Annotated in this window: 27 protein-coding genes; 12 read left to right on the top strand and 15 right to left on the bottom strand. The window is 45.4% G+C overall.

Annotated elements, in window-relative coordinates:
• Positions 1–94: 94 nt before the first annotated feature.
• The 5 genes from FEM55_RS06935 to ruvC form a co-directional block, all read right to left on the bottom strand.
• Positions 95–1,669: a DHA2 family efflux MFS transporter permease subunit gene (locus FEM55_RS06935; RefSeq protein WP_138280549.1), complete on the bottom strand. Its 1,575-nt coding sequence runs from the start codon at positions 1,667–1,669 to the stop codon at positions 95–97.
• Between the two features lie 33 nt (positions 1,670–1,702).
• Positions 1,703–2,815, bottom strand: coding sequence for an HlyD family secretion protein (locus FEM55_RS06940; protein ID WP_138280550.1), 1,113 nt, complete (start codon positions 2,813–2,815; stop codon positions 1,703–1,705).
• A 61-nt stretch (positions 2,816–2,876) separates the two neighbouring features.
• Positions 2,877–4,220 carry a TolC family protein gene (locus FEM55_RS06945; protein WP_229209115.1) on the bottom strand — a complete coding sequence of 448 codons (1,344 nt, stop codon included), beginning with the start codon at positions 4,218–4,220 and terminating at the stop codon, positions 2,877–2,879.
• Positions 4,198–4,842 (bottom strand): TetR/AcrR family transcriptional regulator, encoded by a 645-nt coding sequence (locus FEM55_RS06950; protein ID WP_138280551.1) that lies wholly within the window; start codon positions 4,840–4,842, stop codon positions 4,198–4,200. Before FEM55_RS06950 ends, FEM55_RS06945 begins: the two co-directional genes overlap by 23 nt.
• A 193-nt stretch (positions 4,843–5,035) precedes the next feature.
• Complete coding sequence (gene ruvC / locus FEM55_RS06955; RefSeq protein WP_138280552.1) at positions 5,036–5,620, bottom strand: crossover junction endodeoxyribonuclease RuvC; 585 nt, start codon at positions 5,618–5,620, stop codon at positions 5,036–5,038.
• A 67-nt stretch (positions 5,621–5,687) separates the two neighbouring features.
• On the opposite strand from ruvC, the gene FEM55_RS06960 reads away from it, so the two are divergent.
• Positions 5,688–6,641 (top strand): lysylphosphatidylglycerol synthase domain-containing protein, encoded by a 954-nt coding sequence (locus FEM55_RS06960; protein WP_229209116.1) that lies wholly within the window; start codon positions 5,688–5,690, stop codon positions 6,639–6,641.
• Between the two features lie 12 nt (positions 6,642–6,653).
• Complete coding sequence (locus tag FEM55_RS06965; protein ID WP_138280554.1) at positions 6,654–7,802, top strand: glycosyltransferase; 1,149 nt, start codon at positions 6,654–6,656, stop codon at positions 7,800–7,802.
• A gap of 17 nt (positions 7,803–7,819) precedes the next feature.
• Here FEM55_RS06965 and FEM55_RS06970 read toward each other — a convergent pair whose 3' ends face one another.
• On the bottom strand, positions 7,820–8,629 hold the full coding sequence (locus FEM55_RS06970) for an XRE family transcriptional regulator (RefSeq protein ID WP_138280555.1): 810 nt from the start codon (positions 8,627–8,629) through the stop codon (positions 7,820–7,822).
• 135 nt (positions 8,630–8,764) lie between these two features.
• On the opposite strand from FEM55_RS06970, the gene FEM55_RS06975 reads away from it, so the two are divergent.
• The 7 genes from FEM55_RS06975 to FEM55_RS25165 all read left to right on the top strand — a co-directional run bounded on the left by FEM55_RS06975 (position 8,765) and on the right by FEM55_RS25165 (position 13,826).
• Complete coding sequence (locus FEM55_RS06975) at positions 8,765–9,655, top strand: MerR family transcriptional regulator (RefSeq protein ID WP_138280556.1); 891 nt, start codon at positions 8,765–8,767, stop codon at positions 9,653–9,655.
• Positions 9,645–11,150 (top strand): bifunctional phytoene desaturase/3,4-desaturase, encoded by a 1,506-nt coding sequence (crtID, locus tag FEM55_RS06980; RefSeq protein WP_138280557.1) that lies wholly within the window; start codon positions 9,645–9,647, stop codon positions 11,148–11,150. Before FEM55_RS06975 ends, crtID begins: the two co-directional genes overlap by 11 nt.
• 3 nt (positions 11,151–11,153) lie before the next feature.
• Positions 11,154–11,990: a phytoene/squalene synthase family protein gene (locus FEM55_RS06985; RefSeq protein ID WP_138280558.1), complete on the top strand. Its 837-nt coding sequence runs from the start codon at positions 11,154–11,156 to the stop codon at positions 11,988–11,990.
• Positions 11,991–12,061: 71 nt separating this feature from the next.
• Positions 12,062–12,583 carry an isopentenyl-diphosphate Delta-isomerase gene (gene idi, locus FEM55_RS06990; protein WP_138280559.1) on the top strand — a complete coding sequence of 174 codons (522 nt, stop codon included), beginning with the start codon at positions 12,062–12,064 and terminating at the stop codon, positions 12,581–12,583.
• Between the two features lie 48 nt (positions 12,584–12,631).
• Entirely contained in the window at positions 12,632–13,105 is a 474-nt protein-coding gene (locus tag FEM55_RS06995) for a sterol desaturase family protein (protein WP_138280560.1), read from the top strand.
• Positions 13,102–13,416 carry a lycopene cyclase domain-containing protein gene (locus FEM55_RS25160; RefSeq protein ID WP_229209117.1) on the top strand — a complete coding sequence of 105 codons (315 nt, stop codon included), beginning with the start codon at positions 13,102–13,104 and terminating at the stop codon, positions 13,414–13,416. Before FEM55_RS06995 ends, FEM55_RS25160 begins: the two co-directional genes overlap by 4 nt.
• Entirely contained in the window at positions 13,362–13,826 is a 465-nt protein-coding gene (locus tag FEM55_RS25165; RefSeq protein WP_229209118.1) for a lycopene cyclase domain-containing protein, read from the top strand. The genes FEM55_RS25160 and FEM55_RS25165 overlap by 55 nt, the downstream gene beginning before the upstream one ends.
• Here the strand turns inward: FEM55_RS25165 and FEM55_RS07005 are convergent.
• The 3 genes from FEM55_RS07005 to FEM55_RS07025 form a co-directional block, all read right to left on the bottom strand.
• Complete coding sequence (locus tag FEM55_RS07005; protein WP_229209119.1) at positions 13,803–14,936, bottom strand: NAD(P)/FAD-dependent oxidoreductase; 1,134 nt, start codon at positions 14,934–14,936, stop codon at positions 13,803–13,805. The genes FEM55_RS25165 and FEM55_RS07005 overlap by 24 nt on opposite strands.
• A gap of 401 nt (positions 14,937–15,337) precedes the next feature.
• Positions 15,338–16,252, bottom strand: coding sequence for a family 2A encapsulin nanocompartment shell protein (locus tag FEM55_RS07020; protein ID WP_138280562.1), 915 nt, complete (start codon positions 16,250–16,252; stop codon positions 15,338–15,340).
• Between the two features lie 178 nt (positions 16,253–16,430).
• A complete protein-coding gene (locus tag FEM55_RS07025) occupies positions 16,431–17,540 on the bottom strand; it encodes a glycoside hydrolase family 26 protein (RefSeq protein ID WP_138280563.1) in 1,110 nt (369 codons plus the stop codon).
• A 195-nt stretch (positions 17,541–17,735) separates the two neighbouring features.
• On the opposite strand from FEM55_RS07025, the gene FEM55_RS07030 reads away from it, so the two are divergent.
• Complete coding sequence (locus tag FEM55_RS07030; RefSeq protein ID WP_138280564.1) at positions 17,736–18,686, top strand: EamA family transporter; 951 nt, start codon at positions 17,736–17,738, stop codon at positions 18,684–18,686.
• A 142-nt stretch (positions 18,687–18,828) separates the two neighbouring features.
• On the opposite strand, the gene FEM55_RS07035 is transcribed toward FEM55_RS07030, so the two are convergent.
• From FEM55_RS07035 to FEM55_RS07050, 4 genes are read right to left on the bottom strand one after another with little or no spacing between them, the layout of a single operon-like run.
• Entirely contained in the window at positions 18,829–19,725 is an 897-nt protein-coding gene (locus FEM55_RS07035; RefSeq protein WP_138280565.1) for a ThuA domain-containing protein, read from the bottom strand.
• A 26-nt stretch (positions 19,726–19,751) separates the two neighbouring features.
• Positions 19,752–19,946, bottom strand: a complete 195-nt coding sequence (locus FEM55_RS07040) for a TBP family protein (protein WP_138280566.1) — start codon at positions 19,944–19,946, stop codon at positions 19,752–19,754.
• Between the two features lie 56 nt (positions 19,947–20,002).
• Positions 20,003–20,695: a DUF421 domain-containing protein gene (locus FEM55_RS07045; protein WP_171036488.1), complete on the bottom strand. Its 693-nt coding sequence runs from the start codon at positions 20,693–20,695 to the stop codon at positions 20,003–20,005.
• A 13-nt stretch (positions 20,696–20,708) separates the two neighbouring features.
• A complete protein-coding gene (locus FEM55_RS07050; RefSeq protein WP_138280568.1) occupies positions 20,709–21,404 on the bottom strand; it encodes a DUF421 domain-containing protein in 696 nt (231 codons plus the stop codon).
• 178 nt (positions 21,405–21,582) lie between these two features.
• Between FEM55_RS07050 and FEM55_RS24910 the strand changes: the two genes are divergently transcribed.
• Positions 21,583–21,939: a hypothetical protein gene (locus FEM55_RS24910; protein WP_171036489.1), complete on the top strand. Its 357-nt coding sequence runs from the start codon at positions 21,583–21,585 to the stop codon at positions 21,937–21,939.
• A 661-nt stretch (positions 21,940–22,600) separates the two neighbouring features.
• Entirely contained in the window at positions 22,601–24,814 is a 2,214-nt protein-coding gene (locus FEM55_RS07060) for an outer membrane protein assembly factor BamB family protein (RefSeq protein ID WP_229209121.1), read from the top strand.
• 37 nt (positions 24,815–24,851) lie between these two features.
• Here FEM55_RS07060 and FEM55_RS07065 read toward each other — a convergent pair whose 3' ends face one another.
• On the bottom strand, positions 24,852–25,724 hold the full coding sequence (locus tag FEM55_RS07065) for a hypothetical protein (RefSeq protein ID WP_138280570.1): 873 nt from the start codon (positions 25,722–25,724) through the stop codon (positions 24,852–24,854).
• Positions 25,725–26,126: 402 nt separating this feature from the next.
• Complete coding sequence (locus tag FEM55_RS07070) at positions 26,127–26,318, bottom strand: SH3 domain-containing protein (RefSeq protein ID WP_138280571.1); 192 nt, start codon at positions 26,316–26,318, stop codon at positions 26,127–26,129.
• Positions 26,319–26,330: the final 12 nt, after the last annotated feature.

The following is a 26,330-nucleotide window of genomic DNA, read 5'->3' on the forward strand; positions in this document are numbered from 1 at the left end:
GGTTTTCTTTCGTAAAAACCAATTGAAAGGCATAAACAAGAGAAGCTTTCCAGATTGCGGAAAGCTTCTTCATTATTACTACCTACACTAAATTTTAATGCATGGCGGAAGCATCTACTTTAGCTTTGCCGCTTCGTGTCCACAACACAAACGGCACACAAATCAGGAACATAACACCCAGATACAGAAACACATCCATATAGGACAATACCTGAGCCTGTTTTGCAACCGTATAATCTAGTATTTTATAGCCGCTCTGAAGCGCTGCATCCGAAGTCATCCCTTTTGCCATGAACGAATGCTGCAAGCCTTCCACACGCTGCTGAACAACGGGATTGTTCACATCCAGCTTGCTGACAAGATCATTGCGGTGCAGCATATTCTGACGTGCGATGAACGTTGTGATCACCGCCACACCGAATGAACCGCCGAGCTGGCGCATCATTCCGGTAAATGCAGCACCTTCTCCGATTTCACGTCCTTTCAATGTTGAAAGCGACAATGTTGTAATCGGAACAAACAACAATCCCAAACCAATTCCCCTGATAATAAGCATATTGAAGAAGGCATCTTTGCCCGTATCGGGCGTGAGCACCAGATATCCCCAGTAGCTGTAAATGAAGAAGAAAATCATTCCGATGGCAACCAGATACTGCTGCTTGACGCCTCTCTGTAACAATTGTCCTACAATCGGCATCATCATCGCAGTTACAATAGCCGCCGGCACCATCAGCATCCCGGATTGTGTAGCCGTCCAGCCAAGCGTAGCCTGTGTATACAACGGAATGATGAAAGTGGAGCCGTATAACCCGAAACCCAGGATAAATGACAACACCGTTCCCACACGCAGGTTTCCGTTGGACAAAACACGAAGGTTCACAATCGGGCTTTTGTAAGTCAGCTCTCTCCAGATGAAAAAGAAGAATCCGAAAACGGTCGTTACTGTGAGGAGTGTAATGATTTCGTCGTTAAACCAGTCTTCTTCCTGTCCTTTTTCAAGCACATATTGCAGCGATCCGACTGCAATGGCCAGCAGGGCAATACCGATGTAATCAATTTCATTACTTGCCTTTTTCTCCGCGTACTTCGGACTTCTTACAAACTGAAGCGTAAGCATGGCAGCAATGACACCCAGCGGAATATTAATATAAAAAATGTACGGCCAGCTGTAATTATCCACAATATAGCCTCCAAGCGGCGGTCCCAGTGTCGGACCCACGATGACGCCGAGTCCGTAAATGGCCTGCGCAATTCCTCTTTTTTCAGGCGGATAACTTTCCGTGATCAGCGTTTGGGCGGTTACAAGCAAGGCACCGCCGCCAAATCCCTGAATGAGCCTGAAAAATACCAGTTCCCAGATATTATCCGCATTTCCGCATAAAAATGAAGAAACGGTGAAAATGATAATGGATGCAGCAAAATAATTTCTACGGCCAAACTGCTGTGAAAGCCAGCTGGTCATCGGCACAATGATCACGTTACCAATGGCATAAGCCGTAATCACCCAGCTTACTTCGGACAAAGTACCGCCAAGGTTTCCGCGCATATCGTTGAGCGCCACATTGACAATCGTTGTATCCACAATTTCCAGCAATGCGCACAGCACGGCTGTTATCGTAATGATAACACGCCGGAAGCCGTACTCAACCAATGATTCCTGTAATTCCATTTATATTCGGTTTAGAATCAACAATTCGGATTCCTAGTCCAACTCAACATCAACAAACACGTTCATACCCGGGCGTAACTGTGCAATACGTGCATCGTTCGCATTGGTAAATTCTATTCTGACCGGCAGCCTTTGTACGACTTTCACAAAGTTTCCGCTCGCATTATCCGGAGGCAGCAATGCAAACCTTGCACCGGTCGCCGGTGAAAACGAAGCCACTTTCGCTTCAAACTCATGATCGGGATAAGCATCCACATGCACAAGTACATGCTGGCCCAGTTTCATTCTGGTTAGCTGCGTTTCCTTGAAATTGGCAACCACCCACGGTTCGGTGGTGGAGATAATGCTGAAAAGCGATTGTCCGGCCTGCAGATATTGTCCCACCTGCGCATTTACTTTTGAAACACGGCCGTCCGTCGGTGCAGTAATGACCGTATAGGAAAGGTTCAGTTCGGCATTGGCGATATCAGCCTGATGTGCCTTGATATTGGCATTGGCCACACGGCTCTGTACGGAAGTAGCCCGCGTTTGCTGTCCGGCTGCTTTTGCCTGACGTTCGGCTGCGTTTCTTTGTGCAACAAGCACTTCCAGCTGACGTTCGGCAGTTTGTTTTGCTGCGGATGCCTGTTCAAATTCCTGTTGTGTGATGGAGTGGTCTTTAATCAGGTTTTCATACCTTGCAAAATCCTGCGTGGCGCGCCAAACATTTACTTTGGCAGCTTCAATCTGTGCTTCAACAACTGAAATGTTTGCTTCGTATGTAATGCCGCTCGCCTGGGATGCCGTAGTGGTCGCATTGGCAAAACCCAGATTGCCCTGCGAACTGGACAATGCTGCCCGTGCCTGTTCCAGCTTGATCAGCTGATCTCTTTTATCAAGTACGATCAGCGTATCGCCTTTTTTGACCGACTGATTGTCTTTAACCCTGATCTCTGTAACGTATCCTGAAATTCTCGGAATGACCGGACTGATGTTCGCATCGACCTGCGCATCATCGGTTTCTTCATGATGCAGGCCATGATTGTATTTGGTATAGCCCCAGGTTCCTCCTACGGTAACCAGTAAAGCAAGAATAATAATGAAGCGGTAGCTTTTCTTTTTAGGTGCAGCTTCTTCGGCTTCTATTGTACTGTGATTGGTTTCCATAATATTGTAATAGTTGATTTTGAACGAGTGTACGGGTGGAATTAAAAACCGGATTTTATTTTCAGTTAATTACGCCTGCTGTTTGTTCCAGCTTCTTGTATGCTACAACGGCATCCGCTTTTGCAGCTTCATAATTTATCCTCGACTGAACCTGCGCCACATCGGCATCCAGCAATTCGGTCGTGTTCACAAGGCTATTGTCAAATTTGTTTTTGGTGATCCGGTAATTCTCATTGGCCTGCTCCACCGCTTTCGCATAAACATCAATTTTTCTTTTGCTCAAAACATAGTTGTAATAAGCCGTATTGACTTCCAGATGGATTCGGTCCATCAGTATCTCTTCATTTGTTTTCAGCTGATAAACCTGCGTTTTGGCCTGGGCTATTTTCGCACCGGATTTCCAGAATGAACCAATATCATAACGCAGCCCGATTCCGGCATTCATGGCATTCGGGATGACGGCGACGCCGGGAATATTCAGGGCCACATATCCGGCAGTAAGCGCCAGGCTCGGATAAAAATCTGCTTTTGCCACTTTAATATTGGATTCCGCAGCTTTCCGGCGGATTCCGTTGGCAGCCATGTCTTTTCTGTGCGTCAAAGCAGTTTGTTCCCATTCATTTACATTGCCTTCTTCTTTCAGCATGGCAAAACTAGCCGAATCTGCCGCGAGCACTGTATTTTCAGGAAGTCCGAGCAGCAGGTCCATGTTAATAGTTGTTACTTTCAGGTCATTTTCAGCATCCAGCAGGGCAAGCTGTACGTTGGATTCCTGCAATTGTGCTTTCATCAGGTCGTTACGGGCAAGCAATCCGTTTTTCTCACGGTTAGTAAATTCCTGTACACGCTCGCGTTCGCGCAGCAGGTTCTCGGCAACAAGGTCAAGTGATTTTTTTGCCTTGTACAGATTGCTGTATGCCGCAACTGTATTTTGAATCACAGCTTCCCGGTCACTTTCTGCATCCAGCTTTGCAGCCTGTTCCAGATACCGCGCCGATTCCAGACCGTATTTGAAACGAAAACCGGAAAAGATCGGCAGAGATGCGCTTGCCATTCCGTACATGGCCTGATGCACCTGTAAAGAACTGGCTTCGGTCGTAGTGGTGTCCGATCCGCTGGATGTTCTGATCTTTAAATTGATATTTGGCGTGTTCAGTCGTAAATACGAACCAGAGACACTCAGGCTCGGCAACTGATTTTCACGGATTTCCCGGATATTGTATCCTGCAATATCAACATTGGTCTGGCTAAGTTTAAGCTGTTTACTGTTCTGCAGACTCAGCTGAATTGCTTCTTCCAGCGTGAGCGTACGCGCAGTCTGGCCAAATGAATGAGCGGCTGCGACAATCCAAATGATTCCGGTTGTCACAGAAACCATTTTTCTAATTCTGGATGTGGTGTTCATTAGTCACGGTTAATTTAAATAAACTTTTAAGATGCTGGCTTAATTGATTTTTCAGATATTTCTGGAATTCCGCCTCGTCCATATCTTCCAGTTTATGAAGTTTCTTGTAAAAACGCTGGGTGGCGATTGCCTGAATGATGGTACCATATAAAGTCGTGGTCATCAGACTCATATCAATATTGCTGCGAAAATCTCCGGAGGCCTGCCCTTCCGAAATGATTTTCTGCATAATTTCCATGTTGCGGAATTTCAGGTTCATGATATGCTCGGCGATAACCGGCGTCCTTTCGGTTGAAAGCTGCTCGCGCATCATGATATTATGGAAAGACTGGTTTCCCATTAGCCTTTCTATGACACTGTCTATCAAAATATTGATTTTTTGAATCGGCGTTACGTCCTCGGCTGCAAGGATATTTTCCAGACGCGAGCGGGACTCCACCGTACGTAGTTTGAAAAGTGCCTCGATCAGCTTTTCCTTGGAACCGAAGTAGTATGAAATCATCGATACATTCACGTCCGCTTCCTGTGCAATATCCCTTACCGAAGTACCCGCAAAGCCTTTTCGGGCAAACAGTCGTTCGGCAACATCTATAATCTGTAATTGTTTTGCGTTGTAATCCATTTAATGAAGTCGTTCGCTTAATTCCGCATTCCCTGTTAAATGATGTTACAAAGATAATACTTGCATACAGCTTAATCAAACGTTTGTTTGACATTTTTAAACAAACGTTTAATTAAGCTAAAACAATCTTAAATTATTACCATTAAAATTTTTTTAATGTTGGTTTTGGAGGACTGAATGGCGGAGAAAAGCGTTACTTAATTCTACCCGGGTTTTCACTTACAAAAGCGCTCCAGCCTCCTTTTTTAGACTTTCCGGAAGCACCTGAAGTGCTGGATGCGGGCGAATTGGCATGGTACTGATGACAGATTGCAATGGCGATTCCGTCCGTTGCATCCATAAATTCACGGCTCAGTTCCATTGCAAGGATTTTTTCAAGCATATAGGCAACCTGTTCCTTGGAAGCACTGCCGCTGCCCGTTACCGATTGTTTTACTTTTCGTGGCGAATATTCCACGATGGGTATGTCCCGTGCCAGTGCAGCAGCCATGGCAACGCCCTGCGCACGGCCGAGTTTGAGCATGGATTGCGGGTTTTTGCCATAAAAAGGATCTTCTATGGCCATTTCGTCAGGAAGGTAATCTTCAATCAGCTGGGTGATGCGTTCAAAGATTTTCTTCAACTTCAACTCATGCGTAGTATATTTGCTCAGATGAATGACACCGTACTGAACAAGGGTAATTTGCTGCCCTTTTACCGAAATTACGCCATAACCCATCACCTGCGTGCCGGGATCAACTCCAATAATCACCTTTTCGGTAGCTTCGGTCTGCTGCATTTTTATCATGGTGCAAGATAAGGAACTCTCCGGTCCAAAAGAAAAAAGAAACGTCAGGAACCTGCTGATGGCAGGAAAACTGCTGGTTACACTTCTAATAATCAGTTATATATACAAAACCTTCCTGAATGAACAAAAAGGCATTGGCGACGTAAGTATTGTATTTGCACAGCTGCTGACTGCTGATCATTTGCCGCTGCTTTCTCTGATGCTTTTTCTCGTACCGGTAAACTGGGCGCTTGAAAGCCTGAAATGGCAGCGGCTCGCCGGAAAAGTGGTTCCGGTTACTTTCAGGGATGCATTCCGCGGAACGCTCACGGGACTGGCCATCGGCGTTGCTGCACCGGCTCAGCTTGGCGACACCATCGGCCGGGTTGCCGCCCTGAAATCGGACCGGCGTCTGGAAGCTGTTGGCGCTGCTTTGGTTTCGAACGGGATCCAGTTTTATGTTTCTGCGGCGGCAGGTGCGGCGGGCTGGTTTTATCTGCATGAAAATCTGTCTCTTTCGGCATGGAGCAAGCAAGTTCTGCATGCATTGCTGATTACAGTCCTTTTTTCCGGAATAATCGTTGTCTGGCTCAGAAAACCGCTTACAAACCGGAATCCTGAAAAAGCATTTTTCAGAAAAATACATGGCTATATCCGGATCATCGGCAATTACACAGCCGGCGAACTGCTGATCTCGCTGTTCTACGGAATCCTTCGCTATCTGGTTTTTATCAGCCAGTTTGTAATGGCACTGCTCCTTTTCAGATTTCCCGTTTCTGTACTGGAACTTGCGGCATGCGTGTCGCTGATTTTTCTTGCCAAAACCCTGATTCCGGCTGTTAATGTACTTGGTGATCTCGGACTCAGGGAATTTACGGCATTGGTTGTATTTCAACACTATCAGCTTCCTGCCGAGCAAATTATTGCAGCCACTTTTCTGATCTGGATGATTAATGTGCTGGGCCCTATTCTGATCGGGATTTTCCTGATCTGGAAATACAAATGGAGAAATGCCGGAAATCTGAAATTGTAACCAAACCAACGGATGACAGAACATTATATATTACCGTGGCTTGTTCCGTTACTTTGGACGGTTATCCTGAGCTATGCGGTGTTCACTTTCCTGTTAACTTTTTTCTGGGCCAGAATCAAAAAGCTGCCTTCCGGCATAAACAGTTCGGACTTCGTTTCAGTCATTATTCCGGTCAGAAACGAAGAGGAAAACATTGCTGCATTGCTGAACGATCTTGAAAATCAAAGCTTCCCGTTTTCACAATTTGAAGTGCTGGTCATGGACGACAGCTCTACGGATCGGACTGCTGCACTCGTCGATGAAATCGCAAATCGTTCGCGTTGCAATATCAGACTCATTTCACTGCCCAATACGCCCACGACTTCCCCGAAAAAAAGGGCAATTGAAACGGCCATTGTTCATGCAAAAGGAAACCTGATCGTTACAACTGACGGCGACTGCCGGACCGGAACACACTGGCTGCGCACCATTGCAGACTGTCACGCGGCAACAGGCGCAAAGCTGATCAGTTCGCCAGTTACATTTTCTCAGCCCCGATCACTGGCTGATCATTTGCAAACGGTTGAATTTGCCAGCCTCATCGGAAGCGGGGCAAGCGCTATTTCTGCCGGGCATCCTTCTTTATGCAACGGTGCCAATCTGGCTTACGAAAAAGATGCGTTTAATCAGGTCAGTGGTTTTGATGGCGTAAGACATATTGCTTCGGGTGACGACGAATTCCTGATGCACAAAATGGCAGCTGCTTTTCCGGGAAGCATCCGTTTCCTGAAAGATTCCAGTACTGTTGTTTACACAAGACCACATAGCTCATGGACCGGCTTTTTTCGTCAGCGTAAAAGATGGGCAAGCAAGTGGAAACATTATCAAAGCCGTACGCCGCTGGTGCTGGCACTTTACATTTTCATGTGTAACTTTTCTTTGCTGACGGGTATTGCACTGAACATATCCGGTTTGATTGATCTTCGGACATTTCTGATGCTTGCAGCCGTAAAATGTATTCCGGAATGGCTGTTTCTTGGCATGATACTGAACTTTCTGCGAAGGCCAAAATCCATTTTGTACATCCCCGTTACACAACTTGTCTATCCTTTTTACGTCTGCTTTTTCGGGCTTGTTGCCCAAAAACCCGAATATGAATGGAAAGGACGCAAACTTGTCTGATCCGAATGGTTTCCAGATCAGGCGCGTCCTTTTATTTCCTTGATCTCGTTCTGCATTTCCTGTAACATACGCATGAGTTGCTGCATGTCCGTTTGCGCTTCGGGAAGCTGTTTGCTGTGAAAACTGTAATATTCCCAGAGTTCGATTACTTCTGAAATGGGTACGGTATAAGCAAAATACTGTTTGTTGAACGATTGCAAAAGCATGGTTCCGTCCGGATTGATCGTCACCTGTTTGAACACAAAATCCTGATCGCCTTTCAAAATGACAATGCACGGCGTTTCGGGCTTAAGGCTTGTCCAGTCCTGTACATAACGCGTAATAATATCGCTGCCTTCCGGAACCGGGAGCATGGAATCGCCGACGGTCGGGAACATCCGGAAAGTTCCGCTTCTGGGCAGAGTCGGCAAACTGAACCTCGGCAGCGTTGCCAGAAATTCCGGATCGCTGTAACCCGAGCGGTACCCGGCTTTTGCCTGCACGGGAACATATTCGATGTTTTCTTTTTCCTGTTTATCAACGGTAATGGCAAGAACCCGCACCTGGCTCCCTTTCATGAACAGTTCGCTGCCTTCTTCCAGGTCTTTGATCTTCTGCTCCGAAAGCTTGCTGATGTCAATTTTCAGCAGACTGTCAATGCTCATTCTGAAAAGCTCTGAAAAGTTAATAAGATCATCAATCGTCGGGTTGGCTGTCCTTCCGCTTTCATGTGCATTCAGCTTGACCCGGGAAATACCCAGTTTTTCAGCCAGCGCTTCCTGACTGAGTTTGCGACGAAGGCGGAGAAATCTGATGTTCACCGGCCAGTAAATTTCCTGAGCTCCCATAATCCGTTGATATTTTTAAAATCAAACAATAGATATTATTAATATCAAATGTACCATCAAATTTTAATATTCAGACAAAAAGACTGAAAAATAATTTTGTTTAACTATTTTTGATAAATGTTAAACAAAAAGCCGATGTACTCGATAAAAGATCTGGAACGGATCAGCAGCATGAAAGCACATACCATCCGGATATGGGAACAGCGGTATGGCCTTCTGGAACCGGAGCGGACGGATACCAACATCAGGCTGTATAATGACGAACAGCTTAAAAAACTGCTGAACGTGTGTACGCTTCTGAATCGGGGGATGAAAATTTCAAAGATCAGCAAACTGACCAAAGACCAGCTTGCAGGCGAGATAGAGAGGATTATTGCAGAGCCCGTGCACGATGACGTACAGGTTGAAGCGATCATCAGTCAGGCGCTTATAGCCATTGCCACTTACGACGTCCTGCTTTTCGAATCCTTGTTTTCGAACGCGGTCAGAACCTTTGGCATGCATGAAATTTATGAAAAAATTCTTTACCCGCTGCTGGTCCGTACCGGATTGATGTGGATCAAAGACGACCTTCTGCCATCGCAGGAACACTTTTTGTCTAATCTTATCAGACAGAAAATATTCTCCGCTATCAATCATTTACCCTATCCGCAAAATCCGGAACAGAAATGGGTGCTTTTCCTGGACGAGCAGGAAGATCATGAAATCGGGTTACTTTTCGCACACTATCTTATACGCGAACACGGACATGCTGTAATTTATCTGGGTGCCCGCGTGCCATATAAAGATCTTTTGTTCGTAATTGCACAATGCAAGCCTACACACATTTACTCATTCATTGTCAGTAACCGGCCGGAAGACCGTGTTGAAAAATATTTTCATCAGCTGAAAACGGATTTCAGTGATCATGCCGTATGTATTTCAGGCGGTGATAAAAAAACGGTGGAAATGGCGCAGAAAATGGGAATTATCAGCATTAAATCCATAAGCAGCCTGATCGAAATTCTAAATAAAAATGCAAACTAAAAGGGTAACAACATTGGGGAAATCGCCGGAAATAGCAGTAATCGGATCAGGGTTTTCGGGCTTGGCTGCTTCCGCGGTTCTGGCCATGCATGGAAGCAAGGTAACGGTCTATGAAAAAAACCCGGAAGTCGGCGGTAGGGCAAGGACGTTTGCACAGGATGGATTTGTATTCGACATGGGCCCGAGCTGGTACTGGATGCCAGACGTTTATGACAGTTTCTATCAGCTGTTCGGAAATATCACAGCTGATTTTTACGAGCTCAAAAAGCTGGATCCGGGATTTGCAGTGATTTTCGGGGCCCATGAAGTTATGGACATTCCGGCCGGTTTCGATGATGTTTGTACACTTTTTGAAAGCATAGAACCGGGAAGCGCGCAAAAACTCAGAAAGTTTATTGCTGAAGGCGAATTCAAGTACCATGTCGGCATGAACGATATGGTTTACAAACCCGGGCATTCCATTACGGAGTTCTTCAGTTTTCAGCTGTTTAAGGATGCAATGAAATTACAGTTGTTCACTTCTTTCAGCAAACATGTAAGGCAGTATTTCAAAGACCCAAGGCTACTTGCGCTGATTGAATTCCCGGTTTTGTTTCTTGGCGCAATGCCAAAAGATACGCCTGCACTGTACAGTCTGATGAACTTTTCAGGATTGAAACAGGGAACTTTCTATCCGATGGGCGGTTTCGGGAAAGTAGCCGATTCTTTCAGGCAAATTGCTGAAAATATGGGTGTTAATTTTAAAACTTCCCAAAATGTTGAAAAATTGGAAATCCAGAAGGGCACGATCAGTCATATTCATGCCAACGGCAACAGCCAGCAAACCGATGCCGTGATCGGAAGCGCTGATTATCATCATATTGAAACTGCCTTACTTGAAAAGAATTACCGCTCCTATCCGGAATCTTACTGGGAAAACCGGGTTTTTGCACCTTCCTGTCTGCTGTTTTATCTGGGTGTTGACAAGAAAATTGAAAAGCTGCGTCATCATAACCTTTTTTTCGATGAGGATTTTGAACAGCATGCGGTGGAAATTTACAAAGACAAAAAATGGCCTGCCAACCCGCTTTTTTACGTTTGTTGCCCGTCCAAGACCGATCCGTCCGTTGCACCCGAAGGCTGTGAAAACCTGTTTGTGCTGATGCCTATCGCCATCGGGCTGGACGATCCGGAAGTTATACGAGAACAATATTATGATGCATTGATGGACAGATTGGAAAAATTTGCTGGAGAAGATATCAGAAGCCATTTATTGTATAAAAAGAGTTATTCGACATCCAATTTTGTGAATGATTACAATGCATACAAAGGCAATGCTTACGGACTTGCCAACACACTGATGCAGACGGCTATATTCAAGCCCAAGCTGAAAAGTAAAAAAGTAAGTAATCTGTTTTATGCCGGCCAGCTTACAGTTCCGGGACCCGGCGTGCCGCCTTCCATTATTTCAGGACGTATAGCAGCTAATGAACTATTAAAATTCCTAAATAGGTAAGTTATGAAGATCCTTTTTGACAATTTATCCGCTACATGCAGCAAAACCACAACCCAATTATACAGCACTTCATTTTCACTGGGAATCTATTTTCTTAAGGCAGAATTTCACAAGCCGATCTACGGCATTTACGGCTTTGTAAGACTTGCCGATGAAATTGTGGACAGCTTTCACGATTACAACAAAGAATTCATGATGGCTAAAATACGGCAGGACACCGTGGAAGCCATTCGTGACAAAATCAGCATCAATCCCATTCTGAACAGCTTCCAGCACGTTGTCCATACTTATAATATTGAGTGGAAACTGGTTGATACATTCCTGAAAAGCATGGAAATGGACCTGATGAAAACAGAACACACGCCTGATTCCTACAACGAATACATCCTCGGATCGGCCGAAGTGGTGGGGCTGATGTGCCTCCGCGTTTTTACCGAGGGAAACAACAAGCTTTTTGAAGACCTGAAACCATTTGCCATGAAACTCGGTGCCGCTTTTCAGAAAGTCAATTTCCTGCGCGATCTGAAAGCGGATTATCAGGATCTCGGAAGGACCTATTTTCCGGGCGTCAACTTCAATCATTTTTCTTCCAGAGACAAGGAAATCATCCAGCAGGAAATTGAGGACGACTTCGAACAGGCACTTGTCGGGATCCGGCGCCTGCCGAGCGGTTCGAGAAGAGGCGTTTATCTGGCTTACTATTATTACAAAAAACTTTTTCTGAGAATCAAGGAAACGGCTCCTGAAAACGTGATGAATGCACGTATCCGGATTCCGGATTATGATAAAGTCGGCTTAATGTTTCGTTCACTTGTAAGGCATCAGTTTGATCTTTTATAACGTTTTTTTGTTATAACCAATATCAGCGAAGGATAACTCACATTATCCGGAAATCCTTAAAATCCTTATTTATGAACGATCAGGTTGTGCTAGTAAATGAAGATGACGTGGAAGTGGGCCTCATGCCAAAGCTTGAAGCGCATCAGAAAGGCGTGTTGCACCGTGCATTTTCCGTTTTTATTTTCAACTCCGAAGGTGAAATGCTTCTGCAGCAAAGGGCTTTCGGGAAATATCATTCCGAAGGTCTCTGGTCCAATACATGCTGCAGTCACCCGCTGCCGGACGAATCCACGCATGACGGCGCCATTCGCAGACTTCAGCAGGAAATGGGCATCGAAGCAGAATTACAGTTTCTGTTTACGTTCCAGTATCATGTGGATCTTGAAAACGGGCTGGCAGAAAACGAGCTGGATCATGTTTTCTGGGGCATTTCGGATGCCGTTCCGGAAATCAATACGCTGGAAGTGAGCAATTACAAATACATCCGGATGGAAGAGCTTAAAGCCGATCTGATTAAAAATCCGGAATCCTATACGGAATGGCTGAAAATATGTCTTTCGGAAGTAGAGGATAAAATTTCGTTACCAAAGTAAATTCATCATTTCGTTAACCGGCAGCAAACTGCAACCAATAAAAAGCTTATGAATCCCTGGATTGCCAATACACTGATTGTCATTGCCTCATTTGTAGGAATGGAATGCATGGCATGGCTTGCGCACAAGTATCTAATGCATGGCGCTTTATGGTCGTTGCATCACGATCATCATCAAAGAGACGACGGTGATTTTTTTGAGAAAAATGATTATTTCTTTGTGATTTTTGCTACGCCCGGCATTACTTGTCTTTTGCTTGGACTTAATACAGAAGCCACGTATCTTTTCTATATTGGGCTGGGAATTACGATTTATGGATTTACGTATTTTCTGGTACACGACATTTTTATCCATCAGCGTTTCAAAATGTTCCGCAATACGGATTCCGTTTATCTGAAAGCAATCCGGCGGGCACATAAAATGCATCATAAACACCTTGGAAAGCATCAGGGCGAATGTTTCGGAATGCTTTGGGTTCCCCTGAAATATTTCCGGGAAGCCAGAAATTCAATGTCCAAATGAATTTCCTGTATCTGATTATTGATCTGTGTGCAATTTCGGTTCCGCTGCTGTTTTCTTTTCATCCCAAAATCGGACTGAGTAGAAAATGGCATCTTATATGGCCGGCAATTCTGATTTCCGCTATTCCATTCATCATATGGGACCGTTTTTTCACACAGATCGGGATCTGGGGATTTACACCGGAATACCTGACGGGTATAAGGTTTTTTCAGCTACCTGTTGAAGAAATTCTTTTTTTCATCTGCATCCCATACGCATGCCTTTTACCTATTACTGCTTCCGGATTTCTGCCGGAACGGATTACAGGCTGAAATACCAGAACGCCGTCACCTGGATTTTTCTCGGTATTAACGCGATGATGGGCGCTGTGTTTTACGATCGTTATTACACCATTTACACGGCTGCGGGCCTAACTTTATTTCTGCTGTTTTTGAAATACATAGTGAAAGCAAAATGGCTGAGTCTTTTTTATTATTCGCACATGTTCCTGCTGATCCCGTTTTTTATCGTTAACGGCATCCTGACCGGAACGGGAATCAGTGAGCCGATCGTATGGTATAACGATGCAGAAAATATGGGTCTGAGAATACTGACCATTCCCGTTGAAGATGTTTTCTACGGTATGCTCCTGTTGCTGCTGAATACCTCCCTGTTTGAACTTTTTCTTGAAAAATACCCGGTTAAAGAAGAAAAACGGCTAGAAACGGTTTCCATGCGTTAAAGAAACCAGCTTGTTTGTCAAGGCCGGACTTTTGCTCAGCAATTTCAATGTAATGTCCGTTAAATTTCTTTTGCCAAACAAGTTCTGAAGATAGGATCCAGCCATAATCCGGTTCTGAAATGCCTTGTTCCACTCCGATTGATACTGCATTGCTGCATCTTTCAACGATTGTTCTTTCCGGTAAAAACGGATGAGTTCATTTGCCAGCAGTTTCGAAGCACGCATGCCCATGCTCATACCGTTACCGCATAACGGCGTAATGGAACCCGCCGCATCGCCCAACAAAAAAACACCTTCTGCCTGCGTCTTTTTTTTGCTGAAATGCACATTGCTGATCACGAGCGGCTGCGAAGAAACAAATTGACTATTGGTAAAATACGATTTCAGAAACGGATTCCTGTAAAGCACGTTTTCTTCCATCCTTTTAATGTCCTTGCCATTTTTCAGCAGGTTTTCCGACGTTGTAAGATAGCACAGACAATGCCAGTCATGATCCACTTTGGAAATGCCGCAATAGCCGTCCCTGAAATTATGCAGCTCGATACGGTCCGGTGAAAGGTTTGTTTTTAAATGATATTTGACGCCAATGTAATTGGCACTGCCTGTATTTTTTTCAGCTTCGTTACGCAGGTTTATAAAAGAAGGCGTGTATTTTCCATAACTGCCGCAGACGATACCGGATCTGAAATTTCCATGTGATGTTGCGATGGTAAAATTTTCCGGATCATGCTGCTGAACGTCATGAACGCGGCAATGCTGCAAGATCGCTACGCCCTTTTCTGATGCAATCCGGAAAAGGTTTTGATCCAGACTGTATCTGCTAATGCCGAAACCGCCCATTTTCAGATCATGTTCCAGCATAAAGCCCTTTTCAGAACTGATGCCGAGTTTATTGATTAAAGGAACTTCAAGCTTTTCAAGCGGCAGGCCAAGTTCTGACAGGAAATCAAAGCTTTCCATCGAAATGTACTCGCCGCAGACCTTGTGAAACGGGTATTGGTTTTTTTCGAAAAGTACAACGGAAATCCCGTTTCCGGCAAGCTGAATAGCAAGGCACAAGCCGGCAAGCCCGCCTCCTATAATGGCACAATCGTACTTTTTAGCCTGCATTTCCATATACGATCACCTCATGCCTGAAAGCCCATTTATTCCGAACGGTAAATTGATCCGCACCTGATTTCCGGATAATTTCAATCCACTCTTTTTTTAATCCTTTTAAAACCGATACAGGTGCATCGTTTTTCACCAGATATGATTTTGAAAATAAAATTGTAATGCACGACTGTTTCCGCCTGACTGTAAGCAAAGAGAAACAAAGGCATCAGAAAAAAAAGAGAACGGGATTTTCAGCAGTTTAATCGTGTTGCCATGAATGAGCATGGCCAAATTTAAGAAAATTTGGTGCATTAACCGATTCTTTTTCGGTTGAAACGCCATTCTGCTGGCAAATTGATTTAGAAGTAATGTTTCAGAATGGAAAGGAAATGAATGCAAGAATGACCGCTGCAGAATCAGGATTTCTGTTCCTGGTAATGATCGGTTTCCACATTTTCAAGAACAGCGGCTGCATCATCGACCGTTACAGCGAGTGAACAGTTCAGGGAAACAAGGTAAGATGCCGTTGCTTTGTCATTTATTCCCATAAACCGGACCGATAGTCCGGGCGATTGTTCGTCGGGCAACCCTGGCTGATAAAGTCCCACAACGCCCTGCCGGGCTTCTCCCGTCCTGAGCAGCAGTATTTTGGATATGCCGTTCTGAACAGGAATTTTATCCGAAGGCATTAAAGGAATTCCGCGCCATGTTAAAAATGCAGAGCCGAACAGGGAAATCGTCGGAGGCAAAAGTCCTCTGCGGGTACATTCCCGGCCAAATGCAGCAATGGCTTTTGGATGCATGAGAAAAAACCCTGGCTGTTTCCATACTCTCGTTAAGAGTTCGTCCAGATCGTCCGGCGCAGGCGGTCCTGTTTTGGTGGAAATGGTTTGTGCAGGCGCAACGTTGTTCAGTAAACCGAATTCCTGATTATTGATCAATTCATTTTCCTGACGTTCTTTCACGTATTCCACAGCAATACGGAACTGCTCGTTGATCTGGTCAAAGGGCTTGATGTGAAATCCCGAAACTCCGGCCTTGATATTTACAACTGTTTCTATGGCTTTCAGCGTATATTCCTGCGAATTCTCATCGTAATCCATAAACGTACGATGTACATCCGGAGCAGTCGGACGATACTGATCCATCCGGACTGAACCTGTTTCGCGTACTTTGTTCATTCGGTATACGCCGGATTCTGCCGGAACCCAGTTGAGCAAATGACAGAGCCAGCGCGGAGAAACCGCTTCAAACTGGGTGACCGTACGTAGGGGTCCGGACGTCTGCATCACAGGCATTTCTTCAAGCGTGCTGAAATCAGGGTGCAGCATATTTATTTCAGGTTAATTGTTCTGAACAGTCCAATTTAACATGTTTGCATGATTCCATTCCGCTTTGGAAAGTCATGGTTTATCCTGCGGCCGTATACAATTTTTAAACGGGCAATAAAATACCTGTATCCGCCCACTGAATGAATGGATGCCTGTAATCAGCCGGGTATCCGAATACTTACTTGTAAATATTTTTAAGGTCTTTTTCGAACAATGTGTAGGGATGATTGTAGAACTTTACAAAATCAGCAGCACTGACCTGTCCGGGAAAAGGCGCATAGAAATGCGTCGGGCTTCGGGTATCATTTCGCCAGACCAGCACGTAAGCAAGATTCATTTTTTCAGCGCGCAGGGTTTTTAGCAGCGATTCAGTCCACCAAGCCGGATTGGGTATGGTTTCAAGACCGGTTTCTGTGAAGGCTGCCAGTTTTCCGGCTTTTGCAGCATAATCCGAAACGATTTTGAGCTTCTTCAACCCTGCTTCCAGATTGTATTTTCCATCTCTTCCGAAATCCGCATAATCATCCATTCCGACCATATCAACCCATTCGTTTCCCGGAAATCTTTCCAGGTACTCTGCTTCCGTACTGAACCTGCAATCGGGTGAAAATGCGTATATGAAATTATGAACATGCAGACTGTCACGCAAGTAGGAAACGGTAAATTTCCAGACATCCATGAAATCTTCCCGGGACGTATGCTTTTTTCCCCACCAGAACCAGTCACCGTCCAATTCATGATAGGGCCGGAAAATAATCGGTGCCAGCTGGCCGTCCCTGCCTTTTACCGAACCTGCAAAATCAGCGATGGTCCGGAGAATCTGCCTGTACTTTTCATGATGCGAACCGCCGGGTTTGATAAGTGCTATTGCTGCAACTGAAACGGTGTCAACCCAGTAAAACCCTCCTCCGGAAGCCGGATTGGAAAAGTGCCACGCGGCTGTGGTGACACCGCCGCGATCATACGTGTCCACCACATTCTTTCTGAGTACCTCTTTTGTTTTGGCAATTTCCTCTTCCGGTCTGCCCGATAATCCGCTGAAATCCACACCGATTACAGCCGGATGCGAACCGGTGACAGACTTGACATCGGATCGGTTTGCGTCTCCGTTCCATCCGTGGCCGTATTCCGTTGCATGCTGATGACCAAACAGAATATGTTTCTGCGATAACGATTTCAGGTTTTTGTACAAAGCTTTTGTCTCTCTGGTTGCATCTGGATCAATCTGAGCCATGCCGTCAGTACCGGACAACAGCACAGCAAACAGAAGCAAAAAATAATTTTTCATTATAAACAAGAAGATAACGGACCCTTAATAATTGGAATAGATCTGGCTGGCCGGATAAACGAGTCAGGTAGAATGTACCTGTACATTCGTATACCCGATTGGTTACAATACCGGCCGTTCCGTAAATATCGGTTGCAACTGGATCATTTTAAACAAAATATTGATTGCATATTTGAATTTAATTTAGTCACAATCATGCAAGCTCAAAGTAAAACACCTTCCACCCTGCTGATAGTACTGGCTTTTGCAACCGTTTACATCGTATGGGGCTCAACCTATTTCTTTATTCAGCGCGCACTTTCCGGCCTGCCTCCTTTTTTCCTGGGTGCATTGCGTTTTATCATTGCCGGCATACTGATGCTGGGATGGAGCCTGCTGCAGAAAGAAACCGTTTTTTCATGGAAAGTCATGAAGCCAGCTATTATTACCGGTTTGCTGCTGCTGTTTGTCGGCAACGGGATTGTGATCTGGGTGGAACAATTTCTTCCCAGTGCGATGGTTGCTATCATGGTTTCCTCGTCGCCTTTATGGTTTATACTGCTTGATAAGCCAAAATGGTCCGAAAACCTGCGCAACAAATCCACCATTTCAGGACTTCTGCTAGGCTTTGCAGGCGTAGTATTATTGTTCAGTGAAAAAATCCTGAGCACCATGTCGTCCATGAACAGCACGCGAGATCTGTTTGCAATGGCATTGGTTGTACTCGGTTCCATGGCATGGTCCGGAGGTTCTTTGTATTCCAAATACTTTTCCGTTTCCGAATCTGCGACGGTTAACTCAACATGGCAGATGCTGGCAGCAGGCATTGCCTTTATTCCGTGCTGTATGATGGCGGGTGAAATGAAGAATCTTGATCTTGCTGCTGTTCCGGCCGATGTATGGCTTGCAACAACCTATCTGGTTCTGTTTGGGTCCATCGCCGGTTTCAGTGCTTACGTATGGCTGCTTAAGGTTCAGCCTGCTACCAAAGTCAGTACTTATGCTTATGTCAATCCGGTAGTGGCTGTTTTGCTGGGAATATTTTTCGCAGGTGAATCCATTTCAGCTTTACAGATCGCTGGCCTTGCCATTATTCTGGGCAGCGTGCTGATGATTAATATTCATAAATACAGAAAAAGCGCAAGGGTGCTTTCCGTGAAGGATTAAACAACTTGAATGTAAACGTGCGGTGTAAAACAGATCTTAAAAATATCATGCGGGTAGAGCAGGGCATGAAGGTGACCCCTCCGGGGTCCGGGAAAAAGGAACTTGTAAACTGATAGCTAGAAGCAGAAAACACGGATTGGCTCTAGTTTACTTTTTTGGACAAATCGTCTAATTCATTCTGTGTGGGTGTAACGGAGCGGATTCCGTTTTCGGGTACATTTATCTTTGCAGTCCAGGCGATGGCATTCAATACCAGCTTTCTGAAATTATCATTTTGCCAGTTGTTATGGATATGTCCGCCGGAAAAACCGAATCCCCTTCCGCCATCTGGACGATCAAACGCCCAGGCAACGGTTTGCGGTTCTTTTTTAACCATAACAGATTCTTTAACATAAGGATTATTGGAATGCGTTCCGTCCGGTCGGTTCAGCGTTGATTCCGGCGGCAATGCCTGAAGAATCGGTGTTATGTTCTTCTTGTTTTCCGCAAAGCGGAAATGATAGTACCATTCATCCGAAATCGAAAACGGCTTGATGCCGCTTGCAACCGGATGACCGGGATAAGTAGAAAAGCCAGCTTCCCAAACCGGGTTCACAGACCAGTTGATCTCGAAATACCCTCCTATCCAGTTCAGAAAATAATTGCCGGCTTCACCCTGCGGTACTTCGAGTGCAAAGTGCAGCACAACAAGCCCTGCACCTTTTTTCATTGCTTCATCCAGTTCTTTCAAATGCGGAATCACCATATGATCGCCGCCGCCATCGCCATACAGAACAATTGCATCCGCATCGTTCAGTTCAGCCGGATCCTTTGGCCAGCCGTTATGAACAACAACGGCATGAACGCCGGGCAAACTGTCGTTCAAAGCTTTGGCCAGTAATGTACTTCCGCCTTTATGCTCATGCTCGCCTTTTCCATGACTGTCAGGACCTGCAATGAAGACAATATTTTTGATTCCTGCACCGGCCTGCTGATCCTGCGCAAAAACCTTGCTGAATAGCAGCAATGTGCAAGCGAGCATCAGAGAACAGATTTTCATTGCGGTGCGGTTTACAGGTACAGTTCTTACTGTAATTTGACGAGGTAAGTGCCGTCCTCACCTTTTACAGGCAGGGCAAATTCCAGTTCTTCTTTCTTGTTTACCCGCAAGTAATTTTCAACGGCAAGAAGCACTTCATCTTCGGATTCGGCGCCTGTAACGGCAAGCGTGGCACCTGACTGTACTTTTCCTGACGGGTCCTGATTTTCAATATTCGGCATAATCGTAAATGTTGTTGGATTTTCTTTTAATGGCTTTAAAATTATGCCATGCGATTTTATTTCGTTACTGCTTCAACCCAGTTTGTATCATTGCAATGGCTGCACGGCGTATTTACCTCAAAAGAGTTAGGTTCTTTGTGCCCGCATTTGTAACAGACTATTGCTTCCGGATCTTTTTTCATTTTTGCCAGCAGTTCTTTTTCCCAGGTGGGAAGCACAGCTAAACCCGAAACTTCTTCTTCATTTTTCAATAATGAAAATGATCCGTTTGCTTCAATATAAAAACGCTTGACTTCGCCGAGATGCCTGACATCCATATGTCTGAGCTGAGCAAATACACGTTCGCGGGAAATATTTGAATTTGAAAAGTTCTTCAGTATCATTTCAGAATCCTCGACCAGAATACCGATTCTTCCTTGCGTGATGGCTTCAAACTTCTCACTTTTTGCAGAACCACTTGCTATAAAACGCTGTATGTTGACGACAGCAAAGGCCACAACTACTGCCGGTAAAAGTCCGCGGTCAGGCGAATGAATGGGAACCCCGATTGCTGCGGCCATTGCCACCATTGCAACCAGGTCACTGGCTCCCAGCTGTGAAGCCATGCGTTTGCCCATCATTCTGATGGATGTCAAGAGTATCAAATAGACAACTGCTGTCCGCAGAATTACTTCAATATAAAATATTCCCGGCGCCTCTCCTACAAATATCCGGTGCCAGTCCTGAATGGAAATCTGATCCAATGCCATTTTCTTCTCTTTATTAATATTCTGTTGATGCCTGAACCCACTTTGCTTCTCCGCAATTGGAGCAAGCTGCATTTGTGTCCTGTATCTTTTCTACATTCCCGCAGTTTGTACAAGCCTTTCCATCCGCTTTATGCTCTTCACTGACTTTCTGGATATGCTTGTCGGAAGCCGGAAAAATAGTGAGGCCGGGCATGACTTCCGGGAAAGTGTAGATACTGAAAATTCCGCATGCTTCCAGATAAACACGTTCTACTTTACCCAGATTGTAGATTTTTTCATTTCGAAGTGCGGCAAAAAGCTGCTGCCGTGAAACCCTTTCACTTTCAAGCGTATCCACCTGAATAATGCCGTCCTTGACAAGTGTGGTTGCCCTGCCCTGCACAAGCAGTTCAAAATTGCGGTTTTTAACTCCCCAGAAATTCACACCTCTGTGAAACAAAAGAGCCAGAATCAGGATGAATAATCCCTGTAGCAAACCTCTGTCGGGAACTTCCATCGGAGCTGATACAATTGCCCCGAGCGTGATCATGACTGCCATTTCCATAATGGTCAGCTGGCCGCTCATTCGTTTCCCCATCAATCTGGCAACAATCTGAAGCATCAGGTACATAAAGATGGTTCTTCCAAGTACTTCCAGAAGAAAAATGGCAGGTGCTTCCCCGAATAAAATGCGTTTCCAGTCATCAAGAAATATCAGTTCTTTTCTCATAAACGTCTGTTGGTAATTTCATTGTAACAAAGCTTCTTAGGCAATTGCAAGTGTGGAAAATGCGCCTAGTGTCGTCTTATTATTATTCCTGTGCCAAATTCGGCAGATTCCATCCTGCTCCTATTTTTTTATAATTAATGAATCCAATGGTTACAAAACAGGACGGACAATCCGGGGAATGTACAGGACTGCTGTGCTCTGTGTAGAATTTGAACAGCATACAAACAAAAAATGCCCGCCAATTCTGGCGGGCATTCGGTTCTCATATTTAAAACCTGACTTATACCTTAATTATTTTGGTGTAGTCGTAGTTGCAGGAGTTGATGATCCCGGAACGGTTGAAGGCGATGTTACAGTACTGCCCGGATTGGTTGACGGACTTGTGGTTCCCGGAGTTGTTGACGGTTGGGTAGTAGAACTGTTAGGAACACTGCCCGGTTGTGTTGAACTTCCCGGAATGGTGCTGGATGGCTGTGTAGTACTTCCAGGTACTGTTGATGGTGATGTGGTGCTGCCCGGAACGGTTGTTGACTGAGTCGAACCTGGCAATGTAGAGGGTTGTGTTGTACTTCCCGGCATTGTTTTAGGCTGGGTTGCGCTTCCTGTTGTGCTGGATGGCTGTGTAGTACTTCCTGGCGTCGTTGACGATGGCGAAGAAGACGGAGTGGATGTTTGCGCATACGCACCAGCCGATGCAAATAGAGCTAATGCTATGATATTCAACTTTAAAGCTTTCATGACAATTTGTTTAGTGATTAATCATTTACAGTTATAAACTTGATTGAGGTCAAAAAACAATCATACCAAATACCCTACACAAACCAAAAATCGCCTATAAGACTGATTATACGGGTTTATACTATACTTTTCTTTAATTTGTTGTCCCTAATTTGCCGCATTTTGAGCGTATAATACCCCTTTTTTCTAAAAAATACAACACTGCGCAATGCGTCCGCGAAGCCGTTTATCCTTGCAACTTCACTCTGTCAGTTGAAAAGTTCGTAGATGCCGGCATTCCTCTTTTTTGTTGGCCTTTGGAAAGGACAACTGGATACTTTATATGAAATAATCATTCAAGGGAATTCCCGAATATGGAAAACGCTTGCATTTGTATTTTATATGGCAATGATAAAATTCCGGAACATGCCTGGAAAATAGTAAAACAACCCGGAAAGCTTCTTTTATAAACAGCTCGTTTGTATGAAACTGCACAATGCATCCGTGAAGCTGAACTTCATCTTTTTATGATCGGAACAGTCAAACTTCAAAGGCAATTTATAATCAAAAACTTTGTCCTTGCACCTGCTATACTGGCTTTTGCCGCATTGGTCGCTTACCAGACCAGAAATGATGACCGTTCGTGGAGCATTTATAAAGCAGATGCCGGAAGCACAAGCTATTCCGCTCTGGACCAGATCAATACTTCCAATGTAAACCAGCTCGTTCCCGCATGGACGTTCGAAATGAAAGATATGAAAGACGGTTCCCGTTCCGGAAGCAGCGAATGCAACCCGATTATTGTAGATGGCGTCATGTATGCCACTTCCGCGAAACACTGGGCATATGCCGTGAATGCAGAAACCGGAAAGCTGATCTGGTCTTTTGATCCTTTTGAAGGTGCAGAAGGCGGCGGCGTCAGCAGAGGCGTAACGTACTGGGAAGACGGAAGCGACAAGAGGATTTTGTTTACCGGCGGAGACGTGCTTTTTGCGCTTGATGCACGTACCGGGAAACCGGTCCAGGAATTTGGCAAAGGCGGGAAGGTAAGCATGAACATCGGACTCCGGGACGATCCCGAAACGATCTCTGTCATTCCTACTTCCCCCGGAATTGTATATAAGGACCTGCTGATTATGGGAGCGGAAGTTTCTGAACTTTACGGCGCGCAGCCGGGCTATATCCGTGCCTACAACTGCCGGAACGGAAAACTGGAATGGACCTTTCACACCATCCCTTTGCCCGGCGAACCCGGTTACGAAACCTGGCCGCCGGATGCTTACAAGTATGCAGGCGGTGTGAATGACTGGGCCGGCATGAGCCTCGACATCAAGCGGGGAATTGTGTTTCTGGCATTGGGGTCGCCTTCTTACGACTTCTACGGCGCCGACCGGAAGGGGAAAAACCTGTATGGAAACAGTGTAGTTGCGCTGGATGCAGCAACCGGGAAATACATCTGGCATTATCAGCTTGTGCACCATGATTTGTGGGATTACGATCTTCCGGCACCTCCGAACCTGGTGACGGTACAACGAAACGGCAAAGCTGTTGATGCCGTAGCGCAGGTTACCAAACACGGTTTTGTCTTTGTTTTTAACCGTGAAAACGGCGAACCGCTTTTTCCGATTGAAGAACGGAAGGTTCCGGCCTCCGCAATTCCCGGCGAAGCGTCATGGCCAACGCAGCCCTTTCCTGTTCTGCCAAAGCCTTTTGCCCGACAATTTATGACCGAAAAAGACCTGACGCATTATTCTGATGCCGGAAATGATTCCATTGTAAAGAAATTCCGGTCTATGCGTTACGAAGGTCTTTTTACTCCACCCGACCTTAAAGGAACACTGATGCTTCCCGGAACGCGCGGAGGTGCGGAATGGGGCGGCGCAGCTTACGATCCGTCGAGCAGCGTGCTTTTTGTAAAATCAAACGACTCGCCTGAAATCCAGACAATTGTAAAAGTGGATGCTGAAAAGGAAGCCAAAGACCAGACGGTTTTTGATCAGGGTAAAAGCATTTACATGACTTACTGCGTGGCATGCCACGGCAAGGATAAAAACGGCGACGAACCCACTTACCCGTCTTTGATCAGCCTGAAAAACCGCATGACAAGAGAAGCTGCACTGGACAAAATCAAAAAAGGAGGCGGTAAAATGCCGGCTTTCGCCAGTGTTGTCAAAGGAAAGGAAAAAGGAATTATTGCATTCCTGTATGAAAAAGAAAAGGATTCAGGCAAGGTAACAAAAATGGAAACGGGTCAGACAAAAGCAGGCGCGGACAAATATTTAAACCTGACTGCCTACGGACATTTCCGCGACCCGAACGGCAATCCGGCATTGCGGCCGCCCTGGGGAACGCTCAGCGCCATTAACCTGACCAACGGCGAATTTCAATGGCAGATTCCGCTCGGAAACAATGAACGCCTGCACCAGGAAGGCATGCCTGAAACTGGTCAGGAAGGCTCTGCCGGCCCGATTGTTACAGCAGGAGGACTGGTTTTTATCAGCGGTACCAATGACAGAAAGCTTCGGGCACTGGATAAGAAAACGGGAAAATTACTCTGGCAAACGCTGCTTCCAGGCGTGGCTAATGCCACTGCCTGTACGTATATGACGCATGGCAAGCAGTATGTGGCACTTTCTGTGGGCGGAAACAAGGAAAATCCATCGGGTTATATTATGTCCTTCAAACTTCCCTGATCTTTAAAATCTGTTGAAACAGGAAATCGAGTAAGCCTTACTGCTCGGGAAGTGAAACAGTAATATGCCACATATCTCCGGAATTGGTTACCTTTTCCGTTCCCCAGATGCCGGGTCCGCCGTCTGTACGCAGAAATACACCGAAAACAAGGTTGCTGATGGCAGAACCATTCACGACAATGCTTCCGCATGCAGCTCCGGATTCACAATTGCCGTTGATGAAAGTTCTGGCATGCAGGATTTTGGTTCCTGTATCGTCAAGCTCCAATTGATCGTTACCTGAAATTTTCACGAGTTCAAGGCCTGGAGTCTGTAATTCCAGCTCAGTGGAAAATCCCAGATGTTTGCCCGCAAAATTAGTAGTTGCGCCCAGTCCTGCCAATGACAAAACCGGATTGCTGACCGGGCGGCTGAAATGAAGCCGGAGTTTGCCATAATAATAGCGGCTTGTATCCGAAGTAGCAGCTGCTTTTGCCAGTAACGGCTTGGCCGACAGAAAAACATGAAGACTTGCATTGGTATGAAGACGGATTCCCCGTCCGGCGGGTCCTTCGGGATGTGCCGTAAAAACGGTTCTTGCGGAGTCAAAGAAATAGTAGCTGTTATTAACAACCTGTGTGGATCTCACATGGTTGGCAGCTGCACCCGATAAAGCTCCGAAAGTCATTCCGGTGATATGCTGCGGAACAGTTAAAAATTGCTGGTCGTCGAAGCCGAATGTAAGCGTAAGCGCAGACTGTGGCTTGTAAAAGTAAATTCCTTCATCGTGGCTTCCGTCTTTGTTGGTAAAAAAAGCAAGAGTCTGCGGAATGGAAGTCGGGCCTATTGGAATGGGCGGCTCGTAACTGTTGAAAGTCCCGTCCTGCACAAACTCCATTGTATTTTGTGCAAAGAGTAGCGTTTTATTCAAGATAAAAAAGACTACAAGGATAACCAGCACCATCCGATTTAAAAACCCGGCTATGCATGTATTTGCAATACCTGAGGGAAATTGTTCAGCATTTACTTTTTGAGCCAACATTTCTGTACACCGAATAAATAATCCTATAAAGTAAACCGGAACAATCCATTTGCGGATTTCCCTTTAGACGCATCATTTACAAATCGGTCACATACCAGTCCGCACATCTGTGCATAGGCTTATTACAGTGATTGCGGTGAAAAGTTTTTGGGCAAAAGCTGACATGTAGTTGAAGCCTGTCATCTATTTTATAACCTAAAACCTTGTGATTTTCTGATGGCGTAAAAAAAACTCAACCCGGAACTGCATGCCTGTATTGCATTTCCGGGTTCGTGCCAGCATAAAGGATGTTCAAGGTTCATTCATGTATTCCCAGGTTAAAATATCTGTGCTGTTGTGCGTTACAGGCTCTGCAGCATATATTTCAATGAACATCCCGATCCCGGAATCGTATTCACCTTCCAGCCATGCATCATCGTCCTTTCTCCGGAACCTGACCAGAGAGCCGTTTTCCGGCATTGCATTTTCTTTCATTGGTATCATATCAAATCCCTT

This window comes from Dyadobacter sediminis (genome assembly GCF_005860765.1).
Taxonomy (GTDB): domain Bacteria; phylum Bacteroidota; class Bacteroidia; order Cytophagales; family Spirosomataceae; genus Dyadobacter; species Dyadobacter sediminis.

Bases quoted from the DNA above. Each gene is read 5' to 3' on its own strand.
- FEM55_RS06935 (WP_138280549.1), bottom strand. From the start codon at position 1,669: ATGGAATTACAGGAATCATTGGTTGAGTACGGCTTCCGGCGTGTTATC.
- FEM55_RS06940 (WP_138280550.1), bottom strand. From the start codon at position 2,815: ATGGAAACCAATCACAGTACAATAGAAGCCGAAGAAGCTGCACCTAAA.
- FEM55_RS06945 (WP_229209115.1), bottom strand. From the start codon at position 4,220: ATGAACACCACATCCAGAATTAGAAAAATGGTTTCTGTGACAACCGGA.
- FEM55_RS06950 (WP_138280551.1), bottom strand. From the start codon at position 4,842: ATGGATTACAACGCAAAACAATTACAGATTATAGATGTTGCCGAACGA.
- ruvC (WP_138280552.1), bottom strand. From the start codon at position 5,620: ATGCAGCAGACCGAAGCTACCGAAAAGGTGATTATTGGAGTTGATCCC.
- FEM55_RS06960 (WP_229209116.1), top strand. From the start codon at position 5,688: ATGGCAGGAAAACTGCTGGTTACACTTCTAATAATCAGTTATATATAC.
- FEM55_RS06965 (WP_138280554.1), top strand. From the start codon at position 6,654: ATGACAGAACATTATATATTACCGTGGCTTGTTCCGTTACTTTGGACG.
- FEM55_RS06970 (WP_138280555.1), bottom strand. From the start codon at position 8,629: ATGGGAGCTCAGGAAATTTACTGGCCGGTGAACATCAGATTTCTCCGC.
- FEM55_RS06975 (WP_138280556.1), top strand. From the start codon at position 8,765: ATGTACTCGATAAAAGATCTGGAACGGATCAGCAGCATGAAAGCACAT.
- crtID (WP_138280557.1), top strand. From the start codon at position 9,645: ATGCAAACTAAAAGGGTAACAACATTGGGGAAATCGCCGGAAATAGCA.
- FEM55_RS06985 (WP_138280558.1), top strand. From the start codon at position 11,154: ATGAAGATCCTTTTTGACAATTTATCCGCTACATGCAGCAAAACCACA.
- idi (WP_138280559.1), top strand. From the start codon at position 12,062: ATGAACGATCAGGTTGTGCTAGTAAATGAAGATGACGTGGAAGTGGGC.
- FEM55_RS06995 (WP_138280560.1), top strand. From the start codon at position 12,632: ATGAATCCCTGGATTGCCAATACACTGATTGTCATTGCCTCATTTGTA.
- FEM55_RS25160 (WP_229209117.1), top strand. From the start codon at position 13,102: ATGAATTTCCTGTATCTGATTATTGATCTGTGTGCAATTTCGGTTCCG.
- FEM55_RS25165 (WP_229209118.1), top strand. From the start codon at position 13,362: ATGCCTTTTACCTATTACTGCTTCCGGATTTCTGCCGGAACGGATTAC.
- FEM55_RS07005 (WP_229209119.1), bottom strand. From the start codon at position 14,936: ATGCAGGCTAAAAAGTACGATTGTGCCATTATAGGAGGCGGGCTTGCC.
- FEM55_RS07020 (WP_138280562.1), bottom strand. From the start codon at position 16,252: ATGCTGCACCCTGATTTCAGCACGCTTGAAGAAATGCCTGTGATGCAG.
- FEM55_RS07025 (WP_138280563.1), bottom strand. From the start codon at position 17,540: ATGAAAAATTATTTTTTGCTTCTGTTTGCTGTGCTGTTGTCCGGTACT.
- FEM55_RS07030 (WP_138280564.1), top strand. From the start codon at position 17,736: ATGCAAGCTCAAAGTAAAACACCTTCCACCCTGCTGATAGTACTGGCT.
- FEM55_RS07035 (WP_138280565.1), bottom strand. From the start codon at position 19,725: ATGAAAATCTGTTCTCTGATGCTCGCTTGCACATTGCTGCTATTCAGC.
- FEM55_RS07040 (WP_138280566.1), bottom strand. From the start codon at position 19,946: ATGCCGAATATTGAAAATCAGGACCCGTCAGGAAAAGTACAGTCAGGT.
- FEM55_RS07045 (WP_171036488.1), bottom strand. From the start codon at position 20,695: ATGGCATTGGATCAGATTTCCATTCAGGACTGGCACCGGATATTTGTA.
- FEM55_RS07050 (WP_138280568.1), bottom strand. From the start codon at position 21,404: ATGAGAAAAGAACTGATATTTCTTGATGACTGGAAACGCATTTTATTC.
- FEM55_RS24910 (WP_171036489.1), top strand. From the start codon at position 21,583: ATGTACAGGACTGCTGTGCTCTGTGTAGAATTTGAACAGCATACAAAC.
- FEM55_RS07070 (WP_138280571.1), bottom strand. From the start codon at position 26,318: ATGATACCAATGAAAGAAAATGCAATGCCGGAAAACGGCTCTCTGGTC.